This is a genomic window from Paraburkholderia solitsugae, from assembly GCF_013177695.1.
GTDB lineage: Bacteria > Pseudomonadota > Gammaproteobacteria > Burkholderiales > Burkholderiaceae > Paraburkholderia > Paraburkholderia solitsugae.
In genome coordinates this window covers 127,763-142,730 of sequence record NZ_WOEY01000159.1, presented here as the reverse complement: position 1 = coordinate 142,730, position 14,968 = coordinate 127,763, and the positions used below count along the sequence as shown (strand labels likewise).

Genomic DNA, 14,968 nt, shown 5'->3' with positions numbered 1-14,968 from the left:
AAGCATGATCACCCGCCTGGGCCAACCGTCATGTGGCGTGGATTCCTTGTGCTTCATGAAATCACCGAGATGTACCGGATCTTTAGCCAGGACGGATGAGCTTCCGCGAGATGTGGGTAATCCTGAGGGCTTGGAGGGGGTAGTGGAGCATCTGGAATCCGTGTTCTCGCACATTCAGCCTAGGTGACAAGGCCGTCATACTTCCCGCCTCGCACGACGTGCTCGCCGGAACGGGCCATCAGGAAGACCAGCGGTTCTACTAAGGACCCGTGTGAGCCGTCGGCCTATGCCCGACGAAGGCGTCATACTTCCGGCGCGCGCTGCGCGCGCCGAAGAGCACCTCTTAGCCCCCGCTGCGCTTCCGCGCTCGCACCTCATTTGGGACGGTGGTTCGGCCTGTGTCGCTTCTATCGCATCGATGCCTCGATGCTTCATTCGAAGTACGAAATTCGAGCTGTGCGAGTTTGTATGTCTTACTGGTAATTCGGAGTGAAGGAACGTTATTTCTGAAGCGCAGCGGTACTTGCGCATTCGATATCTCGCCGAGGCGACGCCGATGGCCCCCGCCGCGCGCCATCGAAGCCCCTGGTTTCCCATGCAGACCCATCCGCGACGCACGCAGTGCGGAGTGGGAGCTGATGAGCACTTTGTCACTAACGCCGAATGTGCGAGGGCACGGATTCCAGATGCACCACTACCGCAACTGCGCGGGGGACCCGCTTAAGAATTGGCGGTGTGAGCCGCTTTCTCTTGCTTACTTCTCTTTGCGGCCGGCAAAGAGAAGTAAGTGCCGCCCCGCACAGGGGCAACGCTAATAAACCAATATCAAATCAAGGAAAGGCCAACGCCGTGAGGGCACAGGCAAAAAAGCGCCGAGCAGGCAACCAGATCAAGGAAAGGCCAACGCCGTGAGGACACAGGCAAAAAGCGCCGCGCAGGCAACCAGATCAAGGAAAGGCCAACGCCGTGAGGGCACAGGCAAAAAGCGCCGAGCAGGCAACCAGATCAAGGAAAGGCCAACGCCGCAGGCATACAGACAAAAAGCGCCGCGCAGGCAAAACCCCTGATCATCTAGCAGCCGACTTCCCCCCCTCAGCCAGAGGCGCAGCCTCATCCGCACCACCTGTATCCCGCGTCTCGGGCATCGCCGCCCACACCAGCAAAACAGCCAGCGCGCCCGCCGCGGCGAGTCCAAAAAAGCTCACAGCATTGCCAAAATGATCCGCCACAAACCCAGCAGCAGTCGTGCTCAAAGTCGCCCCAATCCCGGCCGCCAACCCAAACAACCCAATACAAAGGTTATACCGCCCCTTCCCGCCGGCGACATCGGCGGCAATCAACGGCAGCATCACGCCGAACACCGCGGCGCTTAGGCCGTCCAGCATCTGCACCGGCACCAGCAAATAAGGGCTGCTGATCCCGGCAAACAACAACGCCCGAATCGGCAACGCAGAAAACCCCAGCAGCAAAATCGGCCTGCGTCCCCATCGCTCGGCAGAGCGCCCAACCCAGGGCGACATCATCGCCACAATCGCCTGCGGCACGATAATGCACGCGGCAATCACGAGCTGCACGTTGTCCCCCATGCCGGCCGTCACTTCGCCAGCAGCAAGGTTCAGCATCGCCGCATTCGACAAGTGGAACAGCACGATACACGCCGCAAACAGCAGCATCCGCTTGTCGCGCAACAACTCGCGCAGACTCTCGCGCCGTTCGATCTGTTCAGGCGTCGGCCCGGCTTTCGGCAGCTCGATCGTGTCGGTGCGCTGGATCATCGTCAGCGCAAACAGCGCAGGAACGGCCAGCGCCGCGGTCAGCCAGAACACCGCGCGCGGGGAATAGTATTCGCCGAATACGCCCATCAGCCCGGCCGCGACGGCACTGCCGATCGACGCCCAGCGCGCATTACGTCCCAACCGGTCGCCCAGATTCGCGCGCCCCACCAGCGCAAACGAGATCGCGGCCAGCGCCGGCGTCAGCATGCAACTGGCAAAGCCGTGGAATACCTCGGCAGCGATCACCGGCAGCACCGTCGGGCTCGCGGCCAGCAGCACCGCGCTGAAGATGATCGCGAAAATCGCCCATGCGGCAGCGCCTTTCTTGTTGCGCAACGCGTCGACGGCAGCGCCGCCCGGCACCTGGCTCACCATCGCGCTGATGGTGCCGACCGACAGCGCCATGCCGATCTCGCCCTGCGTCCACTTGTGCGAAGCAAGATACGACGCAATGAACGGCCCGAAACCCGTCTGCACGTTCGCGACGAAAAAATTCAGCCAATCGAGCGCGCGCAGGCTGCGCGCAGTAACCAGTGTGCGGCCTGTCATCGGGCCGCCCTTGCGTTGGAACCCGCGGTGACAGTAGCCGGCGCGGCGGAAGCCGCCGCGGCCGGAGCCGGAGCAGGAGGAGGCGCCGGCGATACCGCACGGACTGGCTGGCCGCTGGCGTACGGCGGCGTCGCGTTGATCTGCGCATCGCTCAGATCGATCAGCGGATGCAGCTCCTTGTCTTTCATGACGAAACGCAGCGCCGACCAGTTGGCGGCAATCGTCCGCCGCTCGGGGCTGACCATGCCGTTGACGTCGAGCACGACGGCCTGCGGCTGCGAGTTGCCGTCGATCAGCACGTCGATCACGCGGCCGACCTTGGCACCGTTCGAACGCTCGACATCGGCGTCGATCAGCGGCAATTGCACGGCAGCGGACTTCGCCGCAGGCGTCGGCGCGGCCGTCGCGTTGAGCGTGATCGGCGCGGCCTTCGCGGTCGGCGTGAAGCGGAACGCGCTCCACGGAAAATTGACCTTGCGGTCGCCGACGCCGAGGAAGCCTTGCAGATTGACCACCATCTCGCGCGGCTTGCCGTTCGCATCGGCGATCATATCGACCGCGCGGCCTACCACCTTGCCGTCGGGCTTCTGCACTTCGCTATCGAGCAGCGTGCGCACCTCGCTGCTCTCGATCGTGCGCAGCACGATCAGCGGCGGCGGGGCGGGCGGCGGCGGTGCGGGCGCGACAACCGGCGGCGGAGGTTCGACCTTGCGCGGCTTGACGACCGGCTTCCTGGGCTTCTTCGGCTGCTCGGGCTCGGCCGCTTCAGTCTCGACCGGCTCCGGTGCGGAGGCAGCCACGGGCGCGCTCGCGGGTTCGACAGGCATCACCGTGGCATCGACGATCGGTGCCTGCTGCGGGCCCCACAGCAGGCTGCAACCGGACAGCGCGAACAGCGCGAACACCGCAAGAATCAGAAAACGCCAGGCAGGACGCGAAAAACCGCCGCTCATCAAGAAGGACTCCATGGGCCAGTGCGGGCGGGCGCTGTGGGCGGCCGCCGTTAAGTCACGCTTTAAGTCAGGTAAGGGTCAGAGTGTAACCCGTGGCGCCGGGGTGGCCCGGTTTTGCAGGCTTTTTGACAGGTGTCCCGGAGGCCCGGTTCATGCCGCAATACGCGTTTATTGAGCATCCATTGAGCGTTATGAATCCCGGTTTATCACCGGTTTTCTCAATCCGAACCCCTCTAAACCCTTTCACAACTTCATGACAAACCGTAGGTGTAAACACGCGGAACGCCCCCGGGGTTTGCCGTCCCCTAAACGATATAAGCATCGCGACATGCCCGGCATGCCATTCATGCGATGGGAGACATAATCCCGTTGGCCTACATTTCGGGACAGCAAAAGAAGAACGGAGCATGCGGGTTGTCCGGACGCATCGCAAGCCGACGTTCAAACCTTGCCACACCACATTAGATCAACGTAACGAGACGAACCTGATGGCGGCCGGAATACGAGCCGTTTCAGCCCGCTGATAAAGGAGGCACTCATCATGATGGAACCCCAAGCCCAACCGATTTCTGAAGTCGGCGCCGAATCATTCGACGGAAAGGGCTTTCTCGACCGCTACTTCGAAATCTCTTCACGCGGCAGTTCGCAGCGTACGGAAATTGTCGCGGGCATCACGACCTTCCTCGCGATGGTCTATTCCGTGTTCGTCGTGCCGGGTATGTTCGGCAAAGCGGGCTTTGACACGAGTGCAGTGTTTGTTGCCGTGTGTCTGACGACTGCCTTCGGCTCGCTGCTGATGGGTGTGTGGGCGCGTCTGCCGATCGCCATCGGTTGCGCGATTTCGCTGACCGCGTTCACCGCGTTCGGCCTCGTGCTCGGTAAAGGTCTGCATCCGAACGTCGCGCTCGGCGCGGTGTTCCTGATGGGCGTGGTCTTCACCGGTATCTCGGTGACGGGTGTGCGTTCGTGGATTCTGCGCAATCTGCCGACCGGCATCGCGCACGGCACGGGTATCGGCATCGGCCTGTTCCTGCTGCTGATCGCCGCGAATGACGTGGGTCTGGTCGTCAAGAATCCGGGCGCTGGTCTGCCGGTCGCGCTCGGCAATATCACGGCGTTGCCGGCGATCATGTCGGTGGCGGGACTGGCCGCGATCTTCGGTCTGGTGCGCCGTCGCGTGCCGGGTTCGATCCTGATCGTGATCGTCGTGATCTCGTTGATTGCGCTCGCAATCGATCCGGCGGTGGCATTCCACGGCGTGTTCGCAGTGCCTTCGCTGAGTGCACCGGGCCATGCTTCGCTGATCGGCGCGATGGACATCAAGGGCGCGCTGTCGATGGCGGTTTTGCCTAGCGTGCTGGCACTGGTGATGACCGCAGTGTTCGACGCAACCGGCACGATTCGCGCCGTTGCCGGCCAGGCGGGGCAACTCGACGAAAACGGCCGCATCATCAACGGCGGCCGTGCGTTGACGGCGGATTCGCTGAGCTCGATTTTCTCGGGCCTGCTCGGTGGTGCACCGGCAGCTGCCTACATCGAATCGACGGTCGGCGTTGCAGCCGGCGCGAAGACGGGGATGGCGGCGGCAGTGGTCGGCCTGCTGTTCCTGGTGGTGATGTTCTTCTCGCCGCTGGCCAGCCTCGTGCCTTCGTATGCAACGGCGCCGGCACTGATGTACGTCGGTCTGCTGATGCTCTCGAACGTGAGCAAGCTGCACATGGACGACATGGTCGACGCGATGTCGGGCCTGATGTGCGCCGTGTTCATCGTGCTGACCGCCAACATCGTGACGGGCATCATGCTCGGCTTCGCAACGCTGGTGATCGGCCGCGTAGTGAGCGGCGAGTATCGCAAGCTGAACGTGGGCACGGTTGTTATCGCTGTCGTGCTGGTCGGCTTCTATCTCGGCGGTTGGGCGATCTGATTCTGCCGCAGTTCGATTTACGCGATTTGTTGTAACGCGAGAGCGGGGCGTGCTTTCTCTGCCGCTTTGCTCGAACGTGTAGTCGGTTGTTCTCCACCTTGACGCGGCGTGTTGCAGAGTTTTTGCGACGCGCCGCGTATCTTTTTTTGTAACGCTCCCTTCGCCTCTTCCTGTGCGCTTTGAGAAAAGCACGCACCTGTCCTTGACATCTCCACGCGCGTTTCTATACTTAACCTAATGGTTAAGTTTAATGAAGCGTTACTCGATCGCACCTTTGCCGCGCTGTCGGACCCCACGCGGCGTGCGTTGCTCACGCGTCTGTCCGAACTGAGCGATCTGTCGGTCAGCGAACTCGCCGAGCCGTTTGCGATGTCCTTGCCCGCGGTGATGAAACACCTCGACGTGTTGTCCGAGGCCGGTCTCATCACGCGCAGCAAAACCGGGCGCACGGTGGCGTGCCGCCTGTCCGCCGGACCCATGGAGGAAGCCATGGAGTGGCTCAACCGCTATCAGCGCTTCTGGTCCGAATCACTCGATCGTCTTGCCGCTTTCGTCGAAGAGGAAACCCCATGTCCACCAAGCCCAGCCTCACCCTCCAGCGGCGCCTCGACGCCGCGCCAGCCAAAGTCTTCCGCGCCTGGACGGAGGCGGCGCAATTCGTGAAATGGATGCATCCGCCCGGCGCCGAGGTGGTCCGCGCAGAAGTGGACGCGCGCGTCGACGGGCGCTTCGCGGTCGGGTTTCGCAAGCCGGACGGCCAGCAGCTCGAAATCTACGGTCAGTATCAGGACGTGGTGCCCGACGCCAAACTGGTGTTCACCTGGACATGGCGTTCGAACCCGGAGCAGGAGTCGCTCGTCACGGTGCTGTTGCGCCCGGACGGTAACGGCACGTTGCTGACGCTCACCCATGAACAGTTCATCGACGAAGAAGCGCGTGACCTGCATCAGTCCGGCTGGGGCCATGGCCTCGATGCGCTGGAACGCTACCTCGCCTGAATTCGTCTGATTTTGCTCTATCGAACCTGCACGACGCAGTGAAGGAGACGCATATGGACCCGCTACACCGGATCGGCACCAGGGAAGAATGGCTAGCCGCCAGCACGGCGCTATTGGTTGAAGAAAAAGCGTACACGCGCGCCGGCGATGAACTCACCCGCAAACGCCGCGAATTGCCGTGGGTGAAGGTCGACAAGACCTACGTATTCGAAACGCCGCAAGGCTCCAGGACACTCGCCGATCTGTTCGGCGGCCGCAGCCAATTGATCGTTTATCACTTCATGTTCGGCCCGGATTGGGAAGAGGGTTGCTTCGGCTGCTCGTTCGTGTCGGATCACATGGACGGCATCCTGACGCATCTTGAGCATCACGACGTATCGTACGTGGCAGTCTCGCGTGGGCCGCTCGCGAAGATCGAGGCCTTCAAGAAGCGTATGGGCTGGAAGTTTCCGTGGGTGTCGTCGAGTGAGAGCGACTTCAATTTCGACTATCACGTGTCGTTCACGCCCGAGGAAGTCGCTAGCGAGAAAGCGTTCTACAACTTCACCGAGCAGGATGTCGGCATCGACGAGCTACCTGGTCACAGCGTGTTCTACAAGGACGAAGCGGGCGATGTCTATCACACGTATTCCACCTACGGACGCGGCGGCGAGCAGTTCCTCAGCACGTACGCGCTTTTCGACGTCACGCCGAAAGGCCGCAACGAGAAGAAGAATATGGGCGATTGGCTCAAGCATCACGACCGCTATGAAGAGAACACCAAAAGCGGCTGTGCCGCGTGCGATTCATAGCGCGTCAAATCAGGGGCAAGCGCGCGGCGATAAGGCGCGCTTACGTCAAACAACGGGACGTCATGCCCCTTTGCGTCCCGCTTCATAAAACAGCGCGAACAACTCCGACTGCGAGTTGACGTTGAGCTTCGTATAGATGTGCTTCTTGTGCGCGCGCACCGTCTCGAACGAGATCGTCAGTTTCTCCGCGATGGCGCGCGTTGAAAATCCACTCAGGCTCAGCATTGCCACTTCTACTTCGCGCGCGGTGAGGGGCGAGCGGCCGCCCGCCGACGACACCTGCTCGAAGCGCGCGGCATAGTTAGGCATATCCGTCGGGGCGCCTGCTTCCAGCGCTGCTTGCGTCGCCGCCTCGCCCGGGGCCGGCTGCGGTGCGTCGAATGTCTCATACGGCAAGCGTTGCCGCAGCAGCGCGATCACCCATGGCGCACAGAGCGCCAGCACGGCCAGGTCGCGCTCGCCATAGCGATGCGTTGCGCCCAACGAGAACGCCAGCGTATGCCGCGCGTCGATCATGTAGTTGAAATGCACCTCGTCGCCGACGATGTTTTTCCTGAAGTACCGCTGGTAGTAGTCGGTCATCGAGAAGTTGTCGGGCGCGACATCCGCAAGCGTGACGAAGCCGGACGCAGGCTTCTCGGTCGCGGCGATATAAAACGGGTCGAGTTGATAAAGCGCGGCGAGATAGTCCTGGAACATCGCATCCACCGTGCCGTCCGGTGTGGGCGATTCGGCGCAGACGAGTGGCGCCATGCCAGGTGCGAAGCGCAGGGCGACCCAGTTGTCGAACACGACATAGCGTTCGAGCGCGCGCGTGAGGCGAGTCCAGAATTGCGCGCTGTCGAGTGCGTCGATAACCGCGCCGATCTCGCGATGAAAGGCCAGATCGCGCCATTCGAGTTCCATGCGTGCTCCGTTGAGGGTAACCCAGCTGGGTAATTACGAACAAAAAAATGTCTGGTAATAATAGGCCCAACCTGAAACGCGGGTGGCCTGACAACAGCCGCTATTTAACGCGAACCAGACCGGCAAGGACCGCAACCATTTTGCATGGGTCCAGAGTAAGGCACCAAAACGCCAACTCTGGTCGACCGCAGATAGCATGGGACCAGAGTGCTTTGCATGGGACCAGAGTAAGCGCTAAAGCGCCAACTCTAGTCGACAGCTGAAGCGCTAACTCTGGTCGACACAGGAGACAGAATGCTTCAACTCGAACTGGCACAAATCCCGATCGTGGATGGCGCGGTGGGCGTCGGCGGGGCAAACGTGCAACGCGTGCTGCAAACCATCGGCCAACGTTCGGCCGGAACCGATCTGATCGTGTTTCCGGAGACCACGCTGTCGGGCTTTCCGACGCGGGACACCATCGGCGACGTGGCCGAACCGATCGACGGGCCGTCGCTGACCGCCGTACGCCACGCTGCGCGCGAAGCGCGCGTAGCCGTAGCGGTGGGTCTCGCCGAGCGTGACGGCAGCCGCTTTTTCAACACCACGGTGCTGGTCGACGAGCACGGCGAGATTGCGCTGCGTTATCGCAAGACGCATCTGTGGGCGTCGGATGTCGGCGTGTTCGAACCGGGCGACCGTTACGAAGTGTGCAGCTTCAAGGGCCTGACCGTTGGCTTTCTGATCTGCTACGACATCGAATTTCCCGAAACGGCGCGCGCAGTGGCGTCGCTGGGTGCCGATCTACTGATCGTGACGAACGGCAATATGGACCCATTTGGGCCCGTGCATCGCCGGGCAATCGTGGCGCGCGCGATGGAGAATCAGATGTTCGCGGCGCTTGTGAATCGCATTGGTTCGGGTGACGACAACCTCACGTTCCCGGGCGAATCGGCGCTGATCGATCCATTCGGCGACGTGGTGTGCGACGCCGGGCAGCAAGAACATGTCTTGCGCGCCACGCTCGACCCGGCGCGTCTCGAAGGCGCGCGTGAACATTATCGCTATCTGCATGACGCGCGCATTGGGCTCGACCTCGCAACGGTAGACGGCGAGCAAGGGCAGCGTGCGCGTGTGATCCGCGCGCGTTAAGGTGCGCGCGCAAGTGCACAGGCGCAGGCGCACATAAGCGCAAGTAAGCGCCTATACACGCACATCCGCGCACCACCTCAGGCAAAGAACCACCGGCGCGACCTGCGCGCATCCAGCAAGTCTGATCGACAAAGCTCGACCGGGGCGCGTTCAACGCAGCCCATGGCGACGCTCGCCCCATTATCAAGAGGAGACACCGCATGACCCCAACATCCCCCACCGAGCGCGCGGGCGCATCTGCCGCGCCCCAAAGCGCGCATCTGAAGCGCACCCTCGGCCTGCCTTCCGTCTTGCTGTTCGGCCTCGCCTATATGGCGCCGCTGATCGTCTACGGCACGTACGGTGTGCTGGCGAGCGCCAGCAACGATACTGCCGCGCTCGCGTATCTGATTGCCCTCATCGCAATCGCGTTCACCGCGCTCAGCTACGGCAAGCTTGCGCGGCTATTCCCCGTGGCGGGATCGGCCTATACGTACACGCGTAAAACCTTCAATCCGCATCTGGGTTTCATGATCGGCTGGGCCACCTTGCTCGATTACTTTTTCTTGCCGATGGTGATCTGGCTGATCGGCGCCGCGTATCTCAGCGCCGCGTTTCCGCATATTCCAAGCTGGATCTGGATCGTCGCGTTCATCGTGTTGACGAGCGCGCTGAACATTCTCGGCATCGAACTCGCCAACCGTTTCAACATCGTGCTGATGGTCGTGCAACTCGCGATCGTCGTGTTGTTCGTCGTGCTGTGCTGCCACTATGTGACCGCCGCGGTTGGCCCCGGCGGTCTGATTTCGGCCGAACCGTTCTTCAAGCCGCATGTGCCGTTCTCGGCGACGATGGCGGGCGCCGCGATTGCCGCCTATTCGTATCTCGGCTTCGACGCGGTGTCGACGTTGACCGAAGAAACCATCGCCCCTGAAAAGACCATGCCGCGCGCGATCGTGCTGATTGCGCTGATCGGTGGCGCGATCTTTGTGATCGCCGCGTACACGGTGCAACTCGCGCACCCGGGTGCGGTGTTCAAGGACCCGGATTCGGCCGCCTTCGAAGTCGCGCGCAAAGTGGGCGGCGATATCTTCGTGACGGTGTTTCTGGCCGGCCTGATTCTCGCGCAGTTCGCTTCGGGCATCTCGGCGCAGGCAAGCGTGGGGCGATTGCTCTATGCGATGGGGCGCGACGAAGTACTGCCCAAGCGCATCTTCGGTTTCGTGCATCCGAAGTTCAAGACGCCGGCGCTGAACATCGCGATCGCGGGCGCAATCGGTCTGGTCGCGTTGAAGCTCGATGTGGCAACGTCGACGTCGTTCATCAATTTCGGCGCGTTTCTCGCGTTCACCGCGGTCAATCTGTGTGTAATCCGGCAGTTTTTCAACGCGAAGGGCAGTGCGAATGCGATGGGCGTGATCGGCGGCCTGCTATTTCCGCTGGCCGGTGCGATTGCGGATATCTGGCTGCTGGTGAGCCTCGAGAAGACCGCGCTGGTGCTCGGTGCGATGTGGTTCGTACTGGGGTTGTGCTATCTGGGCTGGATCACGCGCTGTTTCCGCCGGGCGCCGCCGGAAGTCGCGGTCTGATGCAGCCAGCTCCCGCTGGTGGTGTTCTGTCAGCGGCGAGGTGAAGCGCAAGTTAAAACGGATGACGCTGCGTCGCGCAGCGTCAAACTCAAAGCGCCATATCGAAAGCGGGCTTGAGGAACACCTCGATTGCCATCACGACAAGACTCATCGCGGCCGCTGCCAGCGTCAACGTGCCGTACTCGTCGTAGCGTGCATCGTAAAGACACGCCACGATGAAAAGAATCGCCAGCAGGTTGGTCAGCCAGTAGAAATTCAGCGCCAAGGTCATCGATCAAATCCAGGCTCACGCGCGACTCGTATCGTCGAATCACGCTATAACGTGAGCCGGATTCTAGCGAGTCGAGCTTACGGATTTGCAACGCCTGGGCTTACACAGATTACGCCATGGAGGAAGCCCCCTTAGGGGGCGCCCCCTAAGAAGTCCTCTTGCGGGACGCCGCGAAGGAAGCCCCCTCGGGCTACATCATGTCGTGCTCGATCCAGTCGATCACCGAGGTGCGTTTGGGCTGCCATCCGAGCAGTTTGCGTGCGCGCTCACCGCGCACGCGGCTGTTCGAACCGAGCCCGTACGAAGCCATTTCGTAGCCCCATTCCTTTTGCGCTTCTTCAAGCGGCCAGTTTTGCGGCTCACCGAGTTTCATCACGCGGGCGATCGCAGCGCTCATGTCGCGAAATGACGCTTCGCCGCTTTCGACAAAGTAGAAGGTGCCCGCCGGCGTCTTCTCCAGCGCGAGGCGATAGAGTTCGGCGACATCGTCGATGTGCACGTTCGACCAGATGTTGCCGCCGCTGCCCACGTGCCGCACGACACCACTCTTCTGCGCCTGGCGCACGAGGCGCGGCAACTGCACGCTTGCGCTGCCCGGCACGGCGCCGTGGCCGTAGATCAGCGTGTTGCACAGCACCGCCGAGCGGATGTTCTGCTGCGCCGCGTTGAGCACGAGTTGATCGATGGCGACGCGTGCCGCTTTATCCACGGTCGGCGTGGGGAGGGCGTCTTCGTGATAGATGCGTGCCTCGCCCGCCTCGCCACCTGACGCATCGCCGACGATGCTCGAGCCGCTCGTATGCAGAAACGGCTTGCCGGAACCGGCGAGGCCGTCGATCAGCGCTTTCACCGCGCCTTCATGGTCGCTGCTCGCGGCGTTGATCACCGCGTCGGCGGCTTTTGCTTCGGCGATCAGCAGCTCGCGGTCGTCGAGCGTGCCGATCACGGGTTCGATACCGAGGCGTAGCAACTCAGCGCTGTGTTCGGGTTTGCGGATCAAACCGCGCACCTGGTGGCCGGCGCGCACGAGGTGCGCCGCGATCGAGCCGCCGATAAAGCCGCTTGCGCCTGTAATGAAAATCTTCAAGACCTTCTCCCTGGGGTGGAAACACCGGAAACACGATGACATGGACGCAGTATCCACCGTCTTGATTCTCGCAAAAAGCGTGTTAGTCTCAAATCAATCTTGATTTTAAATCAACAATGAAGACTTCTACCGACGAGTTACTGGTGTTCGTCACGGTGATCGATAGCGGTTCGATCACTGCGGCGGCGGAGAAATTGGGGCAGACCGTCTCGGGTGTCAGCCGGGCGCTCACGCGCCTGGAAAAGAAACTCGACACAGAACTGGTACGGCGCACGACGCGCCGTATGCAACTCACCGAAGAGGGCGAGGCGTTCCTGCAGCGGGCCCGAGCGATTCTCGATGCGATGGAAGAGGCTGAGGAATCCGTCACGCGCGGCCGCAAGCGCCCCTCGGGGCGCTTGCGTGTCGATGCGGCCTCGCCGTTCATGCTGCATTGCGTGGCGCCCCATATGACGGCGTTTTCGGCGCTGTATCCGGAGATTCGTCTGGAGTTGACCAGCAACGAGCGGATCGTCGATCTGCTCGAACAGAAAGTGGATATCGCGATTCGCATCGGCGCGTTGCAGGATTCGACCTTGCACGCGCGCACTTTGGGTAGCAGCAAACTGAGAGTGCTCGCCAGTCCGGCGTATCTGGCCGAGTATGGCGAGCCCAAGTCCGTCGAGGCGTTGCTCGCGCACCGGCTGATTGGTTTCACTGCGCCGGAGCATCTGAATCGCTGGCCGTTGCGGGCGGGCGGAAAGGGCAAGTCCGAGCCGCTGAAGATCGAGCCGGCGATCACCGCATCGAGCGGCGAGACATTGCGGCAGTTGGCGCTGTCGGGATGGGGCATCGCCTGTCTCGCCGACTTCATGACCGCGGCCGACGTGCGCGACGAGCGGCTGGTGCCGATTCTCGGCAATGTGCTGGTGGATGAGCGGCAGCCGGTCAGTGCGGTGTATTACCAGAGCGCGTCGCTGGCGGGGCGCGTGCAGTGTTTCCTGGATTTCATGGCGGCGCGGGTGAGGCTTTAGCGGATCCTTCGCCCGCAGTGCGTTTAAACAAAGCCCGCGGCTCGTGTGAGTGCGCGGGCTTTTTTTGCGTCGTCAGTGCGCTCTCCTATAACTCTGGAAGAGGCGTATCGAGGCTGTGGGGCAGCGGAACGGAGGGGAATGGACGCATTGGCCGCTCCAACGGCATCAATGGACCCAGCCGCCCCAGCCGGCACGGGGGATCTTTTTGTCCGCTCGCCGCCATCCATTTTGAACGTGTATATACAAGTTATCTGTCGCGACGAACGAATGTGGTGCGGCGTGTGCTACCGCCCCAAACCCCGGATCACGCGATAGGCATGCCACGTAAGTACCCAACCCTAATGGAAACCCCTAGGTCGGAAGCTGCAAAAACAAGTTGTATATACAAGCTGGCGCCGCTAGAATTCCTCTTGAATTGTATAGACAAGACAGGACACAACACCATGATGATTCTGAAGCCCGGCTACCTGACCCTCCCGCAACTGCGCCAGATCGCACGCGAGCATGTCGCGCTGCAACTCGATCCCGCCAGCCACGCCGCCATCGACGCCTGTTCCAAAGCCGTCGCCGACATCGCCGCGAAGGGCGAACCGGCCTATGGCATCAACACGGGTTTCGGGCGCCTCGCCAGCACGCATATTCCGCATGACCAGCTCGAACTGCTGCAGCGCAACCTGGTGCTGTCGCACGCAGTCGGTGTGGGCGAGCCGATGTCGCGTCCGGTCGTGCGTCTCTTGATCGCGCTGAAGCTGTCGAGCCTCGGCCGCGGCCACTCGGGCATCCGCCGCGAAGTGATGGAAGCGCTGATCACGCTGTACAACGCCGACGTGTTGCCGGTGATTCCGGTCAAGGGTTCGGTCGGCGCATCGGGCGACCTCGCACCGCTCGCGCATATGTCGGCAACCCTGCTCGGCGTCGGCGACGTGCTCGCGAAGGGCGAGCGCATGCCGGCTACCGAAGGTCTCAAGCTGGCCGGCCTGAAGCCGCTCACGCTGCAAGCGAAGGAAGGTCTGGCGCTGCTGAACGGCACGCAAGCCTCGACCGCACTCGCGCTCTACAACATGTTCGCCATCGAAGACCTGTACCGCACCGCACTGGTGGCGGGCGCGTTGTCGGTGGATGCCGCCATGGGTTCGGTCAAGCCGTTCGACGCGCGCATTCACGAACTGCGCGGCCATCAAGGTCAGATCGACGCCGCCGCTGCTTACCGTTCGCTGTTGGCCGGTTCGGCGATCAATGTTTCGCACGCCGATTGCGACAAGGTGCAGGACCCGTACAGCCTGCGCTGCCAGCCGCAAGTCATGGGCGCGTGCCTCGACCAGATGCGTCATTCCGCCGACGTGCTGCTGATGGAAGCGAACGCTGTTTCCGACAATCCGCTGATTTTCCCGGACACGGGCGAAGTGCTGTCGGGCGGCAACTTCCACGCTGAGCCGGTCGCGTTCGCTGCCGACAACCTCGCGCTCGCCGTCGCGGAAATCGGCGCACTGGCCGAGCGCCGCATCGCGCTCCTGATCGACGCGACGCTGTCGGGTCTGCCGCCGTTCCTCGTGCGCGACGGTGGGGTGAATTCGGGCTTCATGATCGCTCACGTGACGGCTGCCGCGCTCGCGTCCGAGAACAAGACGCTCGCGCATCCGGCATCGGTGGATTCGCTGCCGACGTCCGCGAACCAGGAAGATCACGTGTCGATGGCGACGTTCGCTGCGCGCAAGCTCGGCGACATCGCCGAAAATGTCGCGAACATCCTGTCGATCGAATTGCTCGCCGCTGCTCAAGGCGTCGATCTGCGCGGGCCGTACAAGACCAGCCCGAGCCTGCAGAAAGCGATGGACGCAGTGCGCAAGGACGTCGCGCATTACGAGCTCGATCACTACTTCGCACCGGATATCGAGGCCGTCACGCGTCTCGTGCAAAACGGCACGATCGCGAAGCTGAGCCCGTTCTCGTTCACGTCCGAACAGTAAGCTCGGACAACACGTTTAAGCACGCCAATCAAGCC

The 14,968-nt window shown here is 62.1% G+C and carries 13 protein-coding genes; 8 read left to right on the top strand and 5 right to left on the bottom strand.

Features of this window, described 5'->3' with window-relative positions:
• Positions 1–1,067: 1,067 nt before the first annotated feature.
• Both GNZ12_RS39835 and GNZ12_RS39830 read right to left on the bottom strand, forming a co-directional pair.
• Positions 1,068–2,324 carry an MFS transporter gene (locus GNZ12_RS39835; protein WP_172317931.1) on the bottom strand — a complete coding sequence of 419 codons (1,257 nt, stop codon included), beginning with the start codon at positions 2,322–2,324 and terminating at the stop codon, positions 1,068–1,070.
• A complete protein-coding gene (locus GNZ12_RS39830; RefSeq protein ID WP_172317938.1) occupies positions 2,321–3,277 on the bottom strand; it encodes a PRC-barrel domain-containing protein in 957 nt (318 codons plus the stop codon). Before GNZ12_RS39830 ends, GNZ12_RS39835 begins: the two co-directional genes overlap by 4 nt.
• A 541-nt stretch (positions 3,278–3,818) precedes the next feature.
• On the opposite strand from GNZ12_RS39830, the gene GNZ12_RS39825 reads away from it, so the two are divergent.
• The 4 genes from GNZ12_RS39825 (at position 3,819) to GNZ12_RS39810 (ending at position 6,990) form a co-directional block, all read left to right on the top strand.
• A complete protein-coding gene (locus GNZ12_RS39825; protein WP_172317930.1) occupies positions 3,819–5,201 on the top strand; it encodes an NCS2 family permease in 1,383 nt (460 codons plus the stop codon).
• 237 nt (positions 5,202–5,438) lie between these two features.
• The gene (locus tag GNZ12_RS39820; protein WP_172317929.1) at positions 5,439–5,864 is read left to right on the top strand and encodes an ArsR/SmtB family transcription factor; all 426 of its coding nucleotides are present in this window, start codon (positions 5,439–5,441) and stop codon (positions 5,862–5,864) included.
• Positions 5,771–6,199: an SRPBCC family protein gene (locus GNZ12_RS39815; protein WP_172317928.1), complete on the top strand. Its 429-nt coding sequence runs from the start codon at positions 5,771–5,773 to the stop codon at positions 6,197–6,199. The genes GNZ12_RS39820 and GNZ12_RS39815 overlap by 94 nt, the downstream gene beginning before the upstream one ends.
• 53 nt (positions 6,200–6,252) lie before the next feature.
• Positions 6,253–6,990, top strand: coding sequence for a DUF899 domain-containing protein (locus tag GNZ12_RS39810; RefSeq protein WP_172317927.1), 738 nt, complete (start codon positions 6,253–6,255; stop codon positions 6,988–6,990).
• 60 nt (positions 6,991–7,050) lie between these two features.
• Here the strand turns inward: GNZ12_RS39810 and GNZ12_RS39805 are convergent, their stop codons facing one another.
• Positions 7,051–7,896, bottom strand: coding sequence for a helix-turn-helix transcriptional regulator (locus GNZ12_RS39805; protein WP_172317926.1), 846 nt, complete (start codon positions 7,894–7,896; stop codon positions 7,051–7,053).
• Positions 7,897–8,190: 294 nt separating this feature from the next.
• Between GNZ12_RS39805 and GNZ12_RS39800 the strand changes: the two genes are divergently transcribed.
• Together GNZ12_RS39800 and GNZ12_RS39795 are read left to right on the top strand one after the other, a co-directional pair.
• On the top strand, positions 8,191–9,027 hold the full coding sequence (locus GNZ12_RS39800) for a carbon-nitrogen hydrolase family protein (protein ID WP_172317925.1): 837 nt from the start codon (positions 8,191–8,193) through the stop codon (positions 9,025–9,027).
• 200 nt (positions 9,028–9,227) lie between these two features.
• On the top strand, positions 9,228–10,595 hold the full coding sequence (locus tag GNZ12_RS39795; RefSeq protein WP_172317924.1) for an APC family permease: 1,368 nt from the start codon (positions 9,228–9,230) through the stop codon (positions 10,593–10,595).
• 88 nt (positions 10,596–10,683) lie between these two features.
• Here GNZ12_RS39795 and GNZ12_RS39790 read toward each other — a convergent pair whose 3' ends face one another.
• Both GNZ12_RS39790 and GNZ12_RS39785 read right to left on the bottom strand, forming a co-directional pair.
• Positions 10,684–10,866: a hypothetical protein gene (locus GNZ12_RS39790; RefSeq protein ID WP_074284687.1), complete on the bottom strand. Its 183-nt coding sequence runs from the start codon at positions 10,864–10,866 to the stop codon at positions 10,684–10,686.
• A gap of 190 nt (positions 10,867–11,056) precedes the next feature.
• Complete coding sequence (locus GNZ12_RS39785; protein ID WP_172317923.1) at positions 11,057–11,953, bottom strand: NAD-dependent epimerase/dehydratase family protein; 897 nt, start codon at positions 11,951–11,953, stop codon at positions 11,057–11,059.
• A gap of 116 nt (positions 11,954–12,069) precedes the next feature.
• Here GNZ12_RS39785 and GNZ12_RS39780 point away from each other — a divergent pair, with 116 nt between their 5' ends.
• Together GNZ12_RS39780 and hutH are read left to right on the top strand one after the other, a co-directional pair.
• Positions 12,070–12,966 carry a LysR family transcriptional regulator gene (locus GNZ12_RS39780; RefSeq protein ID WP_172317922.1) on the top strand — a complete coding sequence of 299 codons (897 nt, stop codon included), beginning with the start codon at positions 12,070–12,072 and terminating at the stop codon, positions 12,964–12,966.
• A gap of 443 nt (positions 12,967–13,409) precedes the next feature.
• Positions 13,410–14,933, top strand: coding sequence for a histidine ammonia-lyase (hutH, locus tag GNZ12_RS39775; protein ID WP_172317921.1), 1,524 nt, complete (start codon positions 13,410–13,412; stop codon positions 14,931–14,933).
• Positions 14,934–14,968 lie beyond the last annotated feature (35 nt).

Coding starts and splice junctions, on each gene's coding strand:
- GNZ12_RS39835 (WP_172317931.1), bottom strand. CDS start 2,324: ATGACAGGCCGCACACTGGTTACTGCGCGCAGCCTGCGCGCGCTCGAT.
- GNZ12_RS39830 (WP_172317938.1), bottom strand. CDS start 3,277: ATGAGCGGCGGTTTTTCGCGTCCTGCCTGGCGTTTTCTGATTCTTGCG.
- GNZ12_RS39825 (WP_172317930.1), top strand. CDS start 3,819: ATGATGGAACCCCAAGCCCAACCGATTTCTGAAGTCGGCGCCGAATCA.
- GNZ12_RS39820 (WP_172317929.1), top strand. CDS start 5,439: ATGGTTAAGTTTAATGAAGCGTTACTCGATCGCACCTTTGCCGCGCTG.
- GNZ12_RS39815 (WP_172317928.1), top strand. CDS start 5,771: ATGTCCACCAAGCCCAGCCTCACCCTCCAGCGGCGCCTCGACGCCGCG.
- GNZ12_RS39810 (WP_172317927.1), top strand. CDS start 6,253: ATGGACCCGCTACACCGGATCGGCACCAGGGAAGAATGGCTAGCCGCC.
- GNZ12_RS39805 (WP_172317926.1), bottom strand. CDS start 7,896: ATGGAACTCGAATGGCGCGATCTGGCCTTTCATCGCGAGATCGGCGCG.
- GNZ12_RS39800 (WP_172317925.1), top strand. CDS start 8,191: ATGCTTCAACTCGAACTGGCACAAATCCCGATCGTGGATGGCGCGGTG.
- GNZ12_RS39795 (WP_172317924.1), top strand. CDS start 9,228: ATGACCCCAACATCCCCCACCGAGCGCGCGGGCGCATCTGCCGCGCCC.
- GNZ12_RS39790 (WP_074284687.1), bottom strand. CDS start 10,866: ATGACCTTGGCGCTGAATTTCTACTGGCTGACCAACCTGCTGGCGATT.
- GNZ12_RS39780 (WP_172317922.1), top strand. CDS start 12,070: ATGAAGACTTCTACCGACGAGTTACTGGTGTTCGTCACGGTGATCGAT.
- hutH (WP_172317921.1), top strand. CDS start 13,410: ATGATGATTCTGAAGCCCGGCTACCTGACCCTCCCGCAACTGCGCCAG.